The sequence below is a fragment of the Methylobacterium sp. FF17 genome, from assembly GCF_025813715.1.
GTDB classification, from domain to species: domain Bacteria; phylum Pseudomonadota; class Alphaproteobacteria; order Rhizobiales; family Beijerinckiaceae; genus Methylobacterium; species Methylobacterium flocculans.
In genome coordinates, this window is sequence record NZ_CP107532.1 from 781,141 (window position 1) to 794,869 (window position 13,729).

At 71.4% G+C, this 13,729-nt stretch carries 13 protein-coding genes and 1 tRNA gene; 7 read left to right on the plus strand and 7 right to left on the minus strand.

Going from position 1 to position 13,729, the window contains the following annotated elements:
• The 3 genes from OF380_RS03505 to OF380_RS03515 are packed head-to-tail and all read right to left on the minus strand — an operon-like array spanning position 1 to position 1,629.
• A complete protein-coding gene (locus OF380_RS03505) occupies positions 1–717 on the minus strand; it encodes an LrgB family protein (RefSeq protein ID WP_264049405.1) in 717 nt (238 codons plus the stop codon).
• Positions 714–1,142: a CidA/LrgA family protein gene (locus OF380_RS03510; RefSeq protein ID WP_264049406.1), complete on the minus strand. Its 429-nt coding sequence runs from the start codon at positions 1,140–1,142 to the stop codon at positions 714–716. Before OF380_RS03510 ends, OF380_RS03505 begins: the two co-directional genes overlap by 4 nt.
• Before the next feature lie 13 nt (positions 1,143–1,155).
• Complete coding sequence (locus OF380_RS03515) at positions 1,156–1,629, minus strand: tellurite resistance TerB family protein (RefSeq protein ID WP_264049407.1); 474 nt, start codon at positions 1,627–1,629, stop codon at positions 1,156–1,158.
• Between the two features lie 225 nt (positions 1,630–1,854).
• Between OF380_RS03515 and OF380_RS03520 the strand changes: the two genes are divergently transcribed.
• A tRNA-Thr gene (locus tag OF380_RS03520) sits at positions 1,855–1,930 on the plus strand.
• A 261-nt stretch (positions 1,931–2,191) separates the two neighbouring features.
• On the opposite strand, the gene dps is transcribed toward OF380_RS03520, so the two are convergent.
• Entirely contained in the window at positions 2,192–2,746 is a 555-nt protein-coding gene (gene dps / locus OF380_RS03525; RefSeq protein WP_264049408.1) for a DNA starvation/stationary phase protection protein Dps, read from the minus strand.
• Positions 2,747–3,175: 429 nt separating this feature from the next.
• Here dps and OF380_RS03530 point away from each other — a divergent pair, with 429 nt between their 5' ends.
• Positions 3,176–4,471 (plus strand): glycosyltransferase, encoded by a 1,296-nt coding sequence (locus OF380_RS03530; protein ID WP_264049409.1) that lies wholly within the window; start codon positions 3,176–3,178, stop codon positions 4,469–4,471.
• Positions 4,468–5,298: a WecB/TagA/CpsF family glycosyltransferase gene (locus tag OF380_RS03535; RefSeq protein WP_264049410.1), complete on the plus strand. Its 831-nt coding sequence runs from the start codon at positions 4,468–4,470 to the stop codon at positions 5,296–5,298. The genes OF380_RS03530 and OF380_RS03535 overlap by 4 nt, the downstream gene beginning before the upstream one ends.
• A 73-nt stretch (positions 5,299–5,371) precedes the next feature.
• Here the strand turns inward: OF380_RS03535 and OF380_RS03540 are convergent, their stop codons facing one another.
• Positions 5,372–6,676, minus strand: coding sequence for a lipopolysaccharide biosynthesis protein (locus OF380_RS03540; protein ID WP_264049411.1), 1,305 nt, complete (start codon positions 6,674–6,676; stop codon positions 5,372–5,374).
• On the minus strand, positions 6,673–7,812 hold the full coding sequence (locus OF380_RS03545) for a glycosyltransferase family 4 protein (RefSeq protein WP_264049412.1): 1,140 nt from the start codon (positions 7,810–7,812) through the stop codon (positions 6,673–6,675). Before OF380_RS03545 ends, OF380_RS03540 begins: the two co-directional genes overlap by 4 nt.
• A 609-nt stretch (positions 7,813–8,421) precedes the next feature.
• On the opposite strand from OF380_RS03545, the gene OF380_RS03550 reads away from it, so the two are divergent.
• The 4 genes from OF380_RS03550 to OF380_RS03565 all read left to right on the plus strand — a co-directional run bounded on the left by OF380_RS03550 (position 8,422) and on the right by OF380_RS03565 (position 12,727).
• Positions 8,422–9,669, plus strand: coding sequence for a GNAT family N-acetyltransferase (locus OF380_RS03550; RefSeq protein WP_264049413.1), 1,248 nt, complete (start codon positions 8,422–8,424; stop codon positions 9,667–9,669).
• 5 nt (positions 9,670–9,674) lie between these two features.
• Complete coding sequence (locus OF380_RS03555) at positions 9,675–10,583, plus strand: polysaccharide deacetylase family protein (RefSeq protein WP_264049414.1); 909 nt, start codon at positions 9,675–9,677, stop codon at positions 10,581–10,583.
• A 35-nt stretch (positions 10,584–10,618) separates the two neighbouring features.
• Positions 10,619–11,719, plus strand: a complete 1,101-nt coding sequence (locus OF380_RS03560; RefSeq protein WP_264049415.1) for a GNAT family N-acetyltransferase — start codon at positions 10,619–10,621, stop codon at positions 11,717–11,719.
• Between the two features lie 66 nt (positions 11,720–11,785).
• A complete protein-coding gene (locus tag OF380_RS03565; RefSeq protein WP_264049416.1) occupies positions 11,786–12,727 on the plus strand; it encodes a hypothetical protein in 942 nt (313 codons plus the stop codon).
• Between the two features lie 16 nt (positions 12,728–12,743).
• Here OF380_RS03565 and OF380_RS03570 read toward each other — a convergent pair whose 3' ends face one another.
• Positions 12,744–13,709, minus strand: a complete 966-nt coding sequence (locus OF380_RS03570; RefSeq protein ID WP_264049417.1) for a UDP-glucuronic acid decarboxylase family protein — start codon at positions 13,707–13,709, stop codon at positions 12,744–12,746.
• Positions 13,710–13,729 lie beyond the last annotated feature (20 nt).

The window sequence follows — 13,729 nt, forward strand, 5'->3', positions numbered from 1 at the left end:
TCAGCGCAGGAACGTCACCGCGAGCGGCGCCAGGATCGCGGTGAGGAAGGCGTTGAAGCCCAGCGCGATGCCCGCGAAGGCACCCGCCACCTCGTTGACCTGGAAGGCCCGCGCGGTGCCGACCCCGTGGGCGGCGAGCCCGGCCGCGAAGCCGCGTGCACGCATGTCCCGGATGCGCAGGGCGTTCATCAGGGGGGTCACCAGGATGCCGCCTGTCATGCCGGTGAGCATCACGATCACCGCCGCCAGGGTCGGGTCGCCGCCGAGCGTCTGCGCGATGCCCATGGCGACGCCGGTGGTGACGGATTTTGGCGCCAGCGAGACGATGATGTCGCGGGGGATCCCGAAGGCACGCCCCAGGAGCAGCGCCGAGGTCAGCGCCACCACCGACCCGACCACCAGGGCGGCCAGCATCGGTGCCAGGGCGCGCAGGACCGTGGCGCGATACTCGTAGAGCGGGATCGCCAGGGCCACGGTGGCGGGCCCGAGCAGGAAGTGGACGAACTGCGCCCCCTCGAAATACGTCGCGTAGGGGGTCTTCGTCGTCTCCAGAACGGTGGCGGTGAGGGCGATCGCGATCAGCACCGGATTCGCGAGGGGGTGGCGCCGCGTCGCCTGCGCGATCCGGTCGGCGATCACGTAGGCCAGCAGGGTCACGGTCAACCACAGCAGCGGCGTGCGCGAGAGATAGACCCAGACCGCGAAGTCTCCGGTCATGGGCGTGCCTCGGGCCCGGAATCCTGCCGAGCGTCGGGCTTGGCCTTGGCGAGCCAGCGCGAGACCGCCACGAAGGTCAGCGCGGTGGCGGCCAGCGTCGTCAGCGTCGAGACCAGGACGATCACGGCCAGCGCCACTCCGTGCACCGCGAGCACGTCGAGGCGTCCGACGATGCCCGCCCCCGCCGGCACGAACATCAGCGACAGGTTGGCGAGCAGGCCCTTGCCGGTGCCCTCCAGGCGCCCGTCCACCAGGGCCGGCGCCAGCACGCGCGGGGCGAGGCGCGGCGCCCGGTCGCGCAGGACCAGGAACAGCAGCAGGAGGGCCATGCCGATGAGGGGGCCCGGCAGCGGAAGGCCCGTCGCCCGCGCCAGGGCCTCGCCGATGAGCTGCGCCAGGAGGATCAGGGTCAGGCAGAGGATCATCGCGGCGGCGCGCTCAGCTCAGGGCCACCCGCCCCTCGGCGGCGGTGCGGCGGGCTTCGCCGATGGCCGCCTCGTCGAGGCCGAGCAGGCCGCCGAGGCGCCAGACCAGCGCCTCCTCGAATTCGTGCACGCTGCCGTCGGCCCCGGCCACGGACCAGGCCATGGCGAGGAGGCGGGCGCGCCGGTCCGGCCCGACCTCGTGGCCGATCATCTCCACGAGTTGCGCCATGTCGCGGGTCTGCGCGTCGAACGCGGCCGCCCGGGCGATCAGGGCCTCGGCCTCGGCCCGTGTTTCGACGAAGCGCCCCTCCACCAGCCGGGCGAGGCGCTCGCTCTCCTCCGGCGCCAGCACCCCGTCGGCGCGGGCCACGTGCACGAGGAGCGCGATGGCGGCCAGACGCTCGTCCGCCACCTCGGCGGCGGCGTCGTGCCCGCCGATCCCGAAGGCGTCGGCAGCGTAGGCGCGGAGGCGGGCGATCAGCGACATGGCGATCCTCGAACAGACCCGGCCAGCCTTCGGGGCCGCGCGCCGGGTCGTCAAGGAAGCGGGTTGCCCACCCGGACGATGGCGCGCCACCGTGTCCGCGGTGCATCGATTTTCAGCGACAGCCCGACGCTCCACCGCAGGTTCCAGCTTGCCATCCGACCCACCGCCCGATATGACCCTCCCCCGAACGGTCCCCTCGGAACACAGCGTCCGAACCGGAACCGGGCCGCAATAGCTCAGCTGGTAGAGCACCTCATTCGTAATGAGGGGGTCGGGGGTTCGAATCCCTCTTGCGGCACCATTCGATTCCTCGGTGTTTCAATTCTTCCGGATCGTCCAGCCGCACGGTCGAAGGATCGGCGCGGGTGTGATGCTTCGCGTTTCAGTTCGCGACGGCAAGCGCCGACGCGGTCGAGCGATCTCGACGGACTCGGGCTCCGAGAGCGAACCTCACCCATCCAGCGTGCGCCCTTGGCGCGTGCCCATGAAAAGGCGCGTGCCCACGAAAAAGGGAGGCGCCTCTCGGCACCTCCCCGGGTCGCAATCGACGTGGCGCCTGCGCTCAGCGCTGGCCGGCGTGGTCGCCGTCGCGCATCGCGCCGGTCGGCTCCTGGACGTGGGCCTCGAGGAACCAGAGCTGCTTGTCGACGCCGCGCGACACCTCGGTGAGGAGGTCGGCGGTGCCGGCATCACCTGCCTCGTCGGTCTCGTCGATGTTCTCGCGAACCGCGTTGGCGTAGACGCCGTAGCGGTCGATCAGCGCGGCGAGGTGGTCCGCCACCGCATAGGCATCGAGGGGATAGGGCGCCAGCTTCGAGGCCGAGGCCACGGCCGTGGCGGTGCCCCGCGCGGTGCCGCCGAGCTGGGTGATGCGCTCGGCCACCTTGTCGTTGTAATCGTCGAGTTCGGTGCGGAACCCGTCCAGCATCTCGTGGATGCCGATGAACTGGGGTCCCTTCAGGTTCCAGTGGGCCTGCTTGACGTCGAGCGCGAGGTCGATGCCGTCGGACAGGCGGGCGTTCAAGACGTCGATCGAGACCTTCTTGGCGTTCGACTTGGTGCCGTTCTGCGTCTCGTGGAGGCGCTGGTTGCCGGCTTGGGCCTTGGAATCAGCCATTCGTTTCGTCCTTCAATCCTCACGGACGGGTCGCTGCCGTCTTCGCCCGATGGCGAACGCCAAACCCCGTTCCGAATGCCGTTGAACATGATCGCGGCCGAGGGGCGGATACCGCCCACCGACCGACCAGTCTGGCAACTAACGACGGCGTTCGACGGGTGTTCCTGCGACCCCTGTTTCCGTCCATGCCGATTCCGCATGGCACCCGCCCGCGGGCGCCGCGGGTCCGATCCGCCTCGTCGGCGTCCGGCGAAGCCCCGCCGAGTCGGTGAGGGAAGTGTAAATCGAATCCCGTTCGAACCAACGACGAACCGAAACCAATGTTAAGGTGCCGCAGGTTATCGATAGACCACCGCAGCGTGCCCGCATCTCGAGTGATCCGGACCTCCGCGTTTTCATTCTCGATGGTCCGGGCTGGGTAGGTGGCGGGTGCAGGGACAGGCTCGAAACGCGCTCGCAGGGACGGTCGACGGGGGAGATCTCCTCGACCGTGACCGGCGAATCGAACCCGATCGCGGCCCGGGAGGGGGCACAGTCGAGGCGACGCCGCTGCGCATCCTCGTCGTGCACAATCGCTATCAGGTGCGCGGCGGCGAGGATGCCGTGGTGGAGCAGGAGGTGGCGAGCCTGCGCCGCGCCGGGCAGACCGTCGAGACCCTGTTCTTCGACAATGCCGAGATCCGGACGGTCGCTGACCGCCTGAGCACGGCCTACGAGGCGGCGCATGCACCGCGCGGCATCGCCTCCGTGCTGGAGGCGGTCCGGGACTTCCGCCCGGACGTCGTGCACGCCCACAACGTGTTCCCGCGCATTTCCCCCGGAGTGCACGCCGCCGTGCGGGCGACCGGCACCGCGACCGTGCAGACCCTCCACAACTTTCGCGTGACCTGCGCCAACGGCATCCTGATGCGCGATGCGCGCCCCTGCGAGGATTGCATCGGCGGCTCGCCCTACAAAGCAGTGCGCCATGCCTGCTATCGCGGATCCCGTCTCGGGTCGCTCGCGGTGGCGCGCATGATCGACGTCCACCGCCGGGCCGGGACCTGGACGCGGGACGTCGACCGCTTCATCGCGCTCACGGGGTTCGCCCGCAGCCGCTTCGTGGCCGCCGGACTTCCGGAGAGCCGGATCCGCATCAAGCCGAACGGCCTTGCCGATCCGGGCCCGATCCGGGACGGCGCGCGCGCCGGGATCCTGTATGTCGGGCGCCTGGGACCGGAGAAGGGCGTCGTGCCCCTGGTGGCGGCGGCACGCCTGGCGCGTGGCCCCGTCACCGTCATCGGCGACGGCCCCCTGGTGGAGGCCGTCCGGGACGTACCGAACCTGACCTATCTCGGCCCCCGGGACCGGGACGGCGTGCGCGCCGCGATGGCGGCGGCGGCGGCGGTGGTCGTCCCCTCCCTCTGCTACGAGGGCCTGCCCATGGTCATCGCCGAGGCGTTCAGCGTCGGCACGCCGGTGGTCGCCTCCCGCATCGGTGCGCTCCCCGACCTCGTGGTCGAGGGGGAGACCGGCCTGCACGCCGCACCGGGCGATCCGGCCGCCCTCGCCCGCGCCTTCGACCGGATCGTCGACGATCCGGAGGCCGCCCGGGCGATGGGGCGCGCCGCCCGTGCCGCCTACGAGCGCGAATGGACCGAAGCCTCCGTCACCGCCCGTGCCCTTCCGATCTATCGCGAAGCCATCGCCGCCCGCGCCGCCAGCCCGCAACGAGACGTGCCATGATCCTGTCCGCATCCGATCGGTATCACGACGACGCCAGCCGGCATGCCTGGGGGCACGACCCGGAGGTGGGGCATTTCTCCCTCGGCGGCGTGCCCGTCTCCATCACCGACATGGCCGGCCTCGTCGCCGCGATGCGCCGGCGCCTGCGCCGTGGCCCCGGCACGCCCGGGACCTTCGTGGTCTTCCGCGACGCGCACGGGGTCGTCCGCGCGCAGGACGACCCGGAGATCATGGCCGCCCACCACGCCGCTCTCCTCGTCTGCCCCGACGGGCGCCCCCTGGCCTGGATCGGGCGCCTGCGCGGCCACGCGGGAATCGACCAGGTCCCGGGGATCGAATCCGTCGAGACCGTGTGCCGGGCCGGACTCGCGGAGGGCTGGAAGCACTTCTTCCTCGGGGGCGGCCCGGGGGTCGCCGAGGCCCTGGCGGGGGAGATGGCGCGGCGTACGCCCGGCCTCGCCGTCGCGGGTCACGAGACTCTGCCGTTCCGCCCCCTCACCGAGGCGGAGTCGGAATCGCTGCACGAGCGGATCCAGGCGGCGGGCACGCAGGTCCTGTGGATCGGGCTGAGCACGCCCAAGCAGGAACTCTTCATGCAGGCGCATGCGCCGTTCCTGCCGGGCACCATCGCGATGGGCGTCGGCGCCGCCTTCGACGTGAACATCAACACCATCCCCCGCGCCCCGGCGGCCATGACCCGCGTCGGGCTCGAATGGCTCTACCGCCTGATCCGCGAGCCGCGCCGCCTGGGTCGGCGCTACGCCACCGTGGTGCCGCGCTTCCTCGCCATCGTCGCGCGGGATGCCGGCCCGAGGCCGCGGCCGTAACATCCCTCGCGCCGGGCCCATCGGCGGCCCGGCGATTCAAGGACGGCGCGCCCGCCTTCGAAGGCTGGGGCCCTCACACCGTCGCGGCCGCCCCGGTCTCCGAAGACGGACGCGGGCGCCGGACCTGATACAGGATCACGGCCGTGGACACCGCGTGGCCGAGGACGGTGACGCAGGCGGCGCCCTCGACGCCGTAGGCGCGGATCATCGGATAGATCGCCGCCGCCGTGACGACGGCGCTCGTCAGGAAGGCGAAGAAGATCCCCTGGGTGTCGCGGGTGGTCCGCAGGTAGATCACGCCGAACTCGCGGGCGAGGGTGATGGGCGGCCCCAGCACGATGATGGCGGCGACCAGGGCGAAGCTCGCGAAGCCCGGCCCCATCAGGAGCTGCAGGATCTCGCCGCTGAAGGCGCCGATGAGCGCGCAGACCGCGATGACCGGGATCTCGATCATCAGCAGGACGCGGACGAGATAGCCGGCTAGGGCTGCGCGTCCGCCCTCGCGGAACCGGCGCGCCGCCTGGCGCGGGACGATGTTCTCGAGGCTGGTCATCAGCACGAGGAGGGGTCCGAGCAGGACCTGCGCGGCCCGCAGCCCGGCGGAGGCGTCCTCATTGATCCAGGCGCCCGCGACGATGGTGACGAGCTGCTCGTGCGCCGCCGAGACGAAGACCACGAGGGCGAGCCAGCGCCCGAGCACCCAGTGCTGGCGGCCCACGGCCTGCAGGAGCCCGCCGCGCCAGCGCGTCATCAGGGCCGGCCCGAAGACCGGGAGGGCGGCGACCAGCGCCGCGACGCCGCCGCAGGCCAGCAGGATCGGCGTGTCGACCCGGTATCCCCACCAAAGGCCGGCCACGGCGGCGACGAAGAGGCCGTGCCGGAGGAGTTCGTAGCCGAAGGCCGCGCGCGGTCGCCCCATGGCGAAGGCGATGCGCTTGGCGTTGTCCTGCGCCACGAAGCCGACCGCGAAGACGAAGGCCGCCAGCGGAAGGGCGAGCCCGTCCGCCCCGGGCCGGGAGACGAGGACGGCGCTGTAGAGGGCAACCGCTGCTCCGATCGCGAGCGATACGGCGAGCGCCACCCGCGCCACCGTCCCGAAATAGGCGGGCGAGCGGGCCCGGTGGCCGGAAACGATCATCATCGGCCCGGCCACGAGCTGGTACTGCAGGACCGCCAGGATCACGACCCCGGCCTGGACGAGGACGTAGGCCCCGAAATCCGCTACGCCGAGCAGCCGGGCGGCCAGCACCGAGACGACGAGGCTCATGCCGCTGGACAGCGCCTGGGCGCCCGTGGACCAGATCCAGGCCGCGGACCAGAGCCGGTGCAGCAGCCGGCCCAGGCCCCCGGGCTGCGACCCCACCGAGGATGCCATCATGCGGAGCGACCCGGTTGGTAGCGACCGGGGCTGCAGGGGTCGGATGTCGCGGTGACCCGCGCGAAGGCCGACAGGAAGCCGTTCGCCATGGCATCCAGGGAGAAGTCGCGGGTGACGCGGGCGGCGCTGTCGCGGGCGGCCTCCCAGGCGTCCGGATCGTCCAAGTAGTGCCCGGTGGCGTCGGCCCAGGCCGTCACGTCGAGGGGCAGGACCACGCCCGCCCCGCTCGGTCCGACGAGTTCCAGGGCGGATTGGGCATGGAGCGAGGCGATCACCGGCGTCCCGCACTGGATGGCCTCGTTGGCCACGAGGCCCCAGGGGTCGCCCCGCGACGGGAACAGGAACAGCTTCGCCGAGGTGTAGGCCTCCGCGAGCGCGTCCTGCGCGAGGTAGCCGTCGAACCGCGCCGCCACCCCGGCGGCGGCCAGCCGCGCCTCGGCCACGCCGCGCAGGGGTCCGTCGCCGGTGACCCGGACCGAGGGCGCACGCCCCCGCGCGACGAGCGCCTCGACCACTTCGAGGAAGAAGAGCAGCCCCTTGCGGTCGTCGTCGAGGTGCCCGCAGAAGAGCAGGTCGAAGGGCCGGGCCGCGAAGTCCGGGGACGGCAGGGTGTAGTCCCAACCCGGGGTGATGGGCGAGAGGAACCCGGCGCCGGGGGGCAACCCGTAGGCTTCGAGGAGCGCGAGGCTGCCCCGGCTCGCCCCCACCCCGGCCGCGCTGGCCGGAACGACGAGGCGCCGCGCGATACGGTGCACGATCGACGTCCGACCCGGATCGGTATCCGGTTGCCCATCGGTGGAGATCACCACGGGGATGCCGCGCAGGCGGGCGCAGATGCTGGCCAGCATCATCGTCGGCGAGAAATCGCTGATCAGCACCACGTCGTAGCGCGTCCGGAGGAGCGCCGGCACGATTCCCGGATTCAAGTAGATGTGGCTCACGTAGGAGCGGTGCAGCCGCAATCCGGCCAGCGCGCGGCGCGCATAAGTTACCGGCGGGTCGAGCATCCAGTGCCGCCCCGGTTCGCTCTCGCTGCAGGCGAACACGTCGAGCCCGCCGCCCAGCCCCTCGCCCAGCCGCTCGAACAGGCGGTGGGTGTAGGGCGTGACGATGTTGATGAGGAAAGCGACCTTCATGGCGACTCGTCGCGTGAGAGGAGCGGGTCGGCAGGCCGCCCGAGAGTAGGAACCCGGGTGGCGGCCGCGACGCAGTCCATCCGGGCGAGCGCCTGAACGGGACCCGAGCCCATAAAGTTTCGCGCGCCGGGCGTCGGCGGGCGATCGGCCCCGCGCGCGAACCGCGCCGGGATCGGTGGTGAGGGCAGGAGGCGCAGCTTCACCGGTGTCGTCCCCCGCACCCTGCGCTCCGGGAGGGCCCCCGGCGGCGCGATCGATGCGCGTCCTTCGATGCGCATCTAACCGCTTCCCGCAGTCCCCACCAACGGCACGGGGCCGCTATCCGGTCGGATCAACCGGACTATCGGACTTCTTGGACACTGATGAATTACCGAATGGATTCGTCAATCCGCATTGAGGGCGGAGACGCGTGGTAACCATACCCGATCTTTAGGTTCTGCTTAAATAGTGTCTTTACGGCCTGCGGGTCTAAGTGCCCCTCGATCTTCAGGATCCCGATCCGAACGAACGCGTCGAGGGCCGAGCGCACGGCACGGCCGCCGACTGGACGCGCGCGTTCCGGACGGGCCCACCCGGCGGGACTTCGGCAGAGTGGAAAGTCAGAGAGCGGTGTCCCCGATTCAGCATTCCGATGCCTCCGTCATGGTCGCGAGCCCGGCCCATCGGCCGGACGATACGCTACGCCCGGTCCCCCGGCGGATACGGGTGGAGCGCACCGACCCGGTGGGCTTCGCGGCCGTCGAGCCGGCGTTCCGCACCCTGGCGGACGAAGCGCCGGAGGCGAACGCCTTCCTCGAACCCGCGCTGCTGGCGGCGGCGGAGCGGGCCGACCCGTCGACCCCGATCGTCGTCCTGCTGGCCTGGGACGCCGAGGCTACCTCACGCCTCGTGGGTGCCTGGGCCTTCTCCCGCCACGGCGGAATCCTGCCCCGCCTGCGCGCCCCGGCGGTCCCCTTCGCGTCTCTGGGCAGTCCGGTGGTCCTGACCGACTGGACCGAGGACGCGCTGGCGGCGTGGCTCGCATTCCTGAACGCCGACCCCGACCTGCCCAAGCTCATCGACCTCAACCCGTCGCGCGATTCGGGTCCGTTCCGGATCGCCCTCGACCGCCTCGTCGCGCAGGGGCGCTGCGCCGAACGGGTGACGGCACGTCACCGCCGGGCGATGCTCGAATCGGATCTCGACGGGGAATCCTACCTGCGGGGGACGCTCTCGAATTCGCGCCGGGCCAAGCTGCGCCAGCTGCGCGCCAAGCTCGGGCGCCAGGGCGCGGTATGCTACGTCCTGCACGAGGGCGACGCCGTTGCGGCGGCGACGGAGGATTTCCTCGCGCTGGAGGCGCTGGGCTGGAAGGGCCGGCGGGGCAGCGCGATGCAGTCCGACGCCGTCCAGGCCGATTTCGTCCGCCACGCCCTCGCCGCCCTGGCCGAGCGGGGCCTCGCCAGCATCAGCGCGCTCACGCTCGATGGCCGCACCATCAGCATGTGCGTCCTGCTGCGCTCGGGGGGGACGGCCTTCACCTGGAAGATCGCCTACGACGAGAGCTGCGGCGCCTTCTCGCCGGGCTACCAGCTCGCGCTGGAGGACACCGCGATGCTGCTCGCCGACCCGGCGACCCGCCGCACGGATTCCTGCGCCGCCGCCGAGGTCGGGATGATGTCGGAGATCTGGGCCGAGCGGGCCGAGACGGCGGACCTCTACCTCGGCGTGCGCCCCGGTCGCTCGCCGCGCTTCGCTGCCGCGATGGCCTACCTCACCCTGGTCCGCCTCGTTCCCGAGCTTCGGCGCCGGCTTCAGCTTCGTTCGCGGGTCAAGCCGCTGATGAACCGCCTGCGCGCGCTGCGACGCCGGGCCTGACCGCCATGAGCACATGCGAAGGCCCTGCTCCGACCGCCACCTCGGCCGCGCAGATGACGCCGCCCGCCAACCTGCGGGAGCGGGCGAAAGGCCTTGCCCTGCGCGGGGTGCTGGACCGCGTCCGGCCGCTCGCCTACCGGCGAACCGCCGAGACGATCCGCTGCCTGACCTTCCACTACCTGTTCCCAGAGGAGCGGGAGCACGCGACCCGGCTCTTCGCCGCGCTGAAGCGGGAAGGCGACTTCATCTCCACGGCGGAACTGCTCGCCACCCTCGACGGGCCGGCGCGGCGACTCGGGCGCCTGTTCCACCTCTCCATCGACGACGGCTTCGAGAACATCGCCAGCCAGGCCCATCCGCTGCTGCGCGCCCAAGGCATTCCCTACGCCCTCATGGTCTGCCCGACCTTCGTGCCCGAGCCCGGTTCCGACGAAGCGGCCGGAGCCGGAGCGTTCGACGCCTTCCGGCGCAACGCGCGCTACGCCCGGTCGCTGCCGCTGGCCGATTGGGGCACCCTCGCGCGGCTGGCCCGCGAGGGCGTCGAGATCGGGGCCCACACCCTGACCCACCGGCAGGTCTCCAGCCTCGCGGCCGGCGAACTCCCGGCGGAGATCGCAGGGTGCCGGGCCGAGATCGAGCGCCGCCTGTCGGCTGCGGACGGCCACCCGGCCTGCACCAGCTTCGCCTGGCCGTTCGGGCGGCTCACGTCGATGAGCGAGGCGGCCCTCGCGGTCGCGGCCTCGGCCGGATACCGTGCCATCTTCTCCAGCGTGCGCGGCTCGATGCTGCCGGGGCGCGGGGTTCCGCGCTACCTCCCGCGTCACCACTTCGAACCCGGCTGGCCGATCCGGTCGGTCGTCTACTACGCCACGCGGGCGGAGCGGTCCTTCGTGCCGCCCCCCCTCGTCCACTGATGCCGGCGCCCGCACAATGCGACAGGAACCATGAGATGAGCGCGTCCATCGCCATGTCGGGACTGGCCCCGGAAGAGGCATCCGGCTCGCACCGGTCCCCGTCCGACGTAGTCGGCGGGCGCGCGCTCACACGGGCCGACTACGTCGCCGCCGACGGTTCGCTGCGCGTCCGGCGGGCGGACGCCGCGACCTATGACGATCCCGCCCCCGGCGGGCTCTACACCCACCCGGTCTGGCTGCGGACCTACGGGGTTCGCGACCTCGTGATCGTGGAGGGACAGGGGCCGGATGCGCCGCGCCTGCTCTTCACCCGCGAGGGCGGCGGCCTCCTGCATCTCGGCCGGCTGTTCCGCCTCGAGGCGGACCTCGTCGGCGTCCTCGGCGAGCGGCTCATGGCCGAAACGGGCGTACCCTTCGTGGTGTTCGAGGACGTCGACGTCGCCGGCCCGCTCGCCCCCGGGCACGTGGCCTTCCACTACCAGAACAACTGGCGCCTGCCCCTGCGCGACGCCGCCGAGCGGATGTCGAAGCAGCTCGTCAGCAACACCAAGCGCAAGGCGCGGGGCCTCGCCCGGGAGAATCCGGGGATCTCGGTCCGGTTCGAGGCGAGCCCGAGCCGCGCCGTGCTGGAGCGGATCGCCGCCTTCGGACGCATCCGGATCGAGGGACAGGGCCGACGCTACGGCATCGGCGCCGACGAGCTCGCGCGCCTCGCCGCGGTCGCGGCCGAGATCGGCCATGCCACCATCGTGCGCAAGGACGAGGCGATCCTGGCCGCCGACCTCATCTGCATCGCGGGCGGCCAGGCCCATTTCCTGACCCACGGCTACGATCCGGGCTACCCCAAGAGCAGCCTCGGCATGATCAGCCTGATCAACTCCATCGAGGCGTCTGCGGCACTCGGGCTCACGGACTTCAACCTGATGTGGGGCGACCTGCCCTACAAGCAGCAGCTCGGCGGCGAGCGCGTGCCGCTGCGGACCCTCGTGCTCCGGCGCTCAGCCCTCGCCTTCCTGCATCGGGGCCACCTCGCGGCCCTGGCGCGCTTCGGCTGGCCCGACCTGAAGCGCCGGCTGAAGCCCGCCGTGTCCCGGATGCGGGCCTGGACCGCGACGCTGCGGCCCTCCGCCGGTTGAGGATGCAGGGCGGGTCCACGGGATCCGCAACCGGCGGACATTCCATCGCGCCACGGGGGGGTCGAGATGCACAGCGCGTACAGGTTCTACGGTCTGCTCTACCTCGACGCGGCGACCAGCGGCGGCGTGAACCTTTCGCGCGGGGCCAACCCCGTCGATACCTACCTGCGCTGCGCCGCGACCTGCCACGCCTCCTTCGCGCGTCAGGGCGAGACCTTCGCCCTGATCACCAACGATTCCGCCCTCGTGCGCGGGCGGCTCGCCGAGCTCGGATGCGCGCCGATCGCGGTGGTCGAGATCCCCTTCCACGCGGTGGTTCCGCGCGGCACCCGCTTCTACGCCGCGCATTTCAAGCTCGACGTCCTCGACGCCTTCGCCCGGGGGGACCTCGGCGACCATGTCGGCCTCGTGGACGTCGACTGCGTCCTGCAGCGTCCCCTCGTCCTCTCGGACGCCCTGTCGGTCTACGAGATCTCCGAGCAGGTCTACCCGGCCTACGGGATCGAGCGGGTCCGGGGCGATCTCGAACGGGTGGCGGACATGCCCGTCCCCGCCCCGCGCTGGTTCGGCGGCGAGTTCATCGCCGGTTCGAGCGCGCAGTTCCGACTCCTCAAGACCGGGCTCGATGCCTGCCTGCCGCGCTACGTCGCCGCCCTCGACACCCTGCACCACCTCGGCGACGAGATGGTGGTCTCCGCCGCGATCCATCACGCCGAGCGCAGCGGCCTCGCCGTGGACGACATCGGCCAGCGCGCGCAGATCGTGCGCTGGTGGTCGAGCAAGACCTACCACCGGCAGGTTCCGCTGCGCGACGCCGCCGCCTGCGCGATGCTGCACCTGCCCTCCGACAAGGGCTTCCTCGCCGAACAGGTCGGCAAGACCATGGAGACGGGCCAGTTCCTGCGGGACTACGAGGCCATGTTCCGCCGAAAGCGCCGGGCCCTCCAGGCCAGCCGCATCCTCGACCGGGTGCTGCGCCGGCCCAATCAGCTCGTCGCCGAGATCTGACCAACGCGACCGGGGATCAGGCCGGGGCGTTCTCGCCGAGGAAGCGGTCGAAATACGCGATGGTGCGGATCAGGCCCTCGCGCAGCGGCACGGTCGGCTCCCATTCGAGCAAAGCCTTGGCCATGTCGATGTCGGGCCGGCGCTGGCGCGGATCGTCGGGGGGCAGCGGCTGGAAGACGATCCGCGAGCGCGAATTGGTGAGCGTCACCACGAGATCGGCGAGCTGACGGATCGAGAACTCGCCCGGATTGCCGAGGTTGACCGGCCCGGTCACCTCGGGACCCGTCGCCATCAGGCGCAGGAACCCGTCGATGAGGTCGTCCACGTAGCAGAAGGCACGGGTCTGCGAGCCGTCGCCGTAGAGGGTGATGTCCTCGTTGCGCAGGGCCTGGAGCACGAGGTTCGAGACCACGCGCCCGTCATTCGGATGCATCCGCGGCCCGTAGGTGTTGAAGATGCGGGCGACCTTGATCGCGAGGTGGTGCTGGCGGTGATAGTCGAAGAACAGCGTCTCGGCGCAGCGCTTGCCCTCGTCGTAGCAGGAGCGGTAGCCGATCGGGTTGACCCGGCCCCAGTATGCCTCCGGCTGCGGATGCACCTCCGGGTCGCCGTAGACCTCGCTGGTCGAGGCCTGGAAGACCTTCACCTTGAGGCGCTTGGCGAGCCCCAGCATGTTGATGGCGCCGAGCACGCTGGTCTTGGCGGTCTGCACGGGGTCGAACTGGTAATGCACCGGGGAGGCCGGGCAGGCGAGATTGTAGATCTCGTCCACCTCCACGTAGAGCGGGAAGGTCACGTCGTGGCGCATGAACTCGAAGCGCCGGTGCTCCAGCAGGCCCTCGATGTTCCGGCGGGTGCCCGTGAAGAGGTTGTCGACGCACAGCACCTCGTGCCCCTGTTCCAGCAGGCGCTCGCAGAGATGGGACCCGAGGAACCCGGCTCCGCCGGTGACCAGAATCTTCTTCGTGTCGCCGTATCGCATTCGGATCCCAAGCCTGCCTT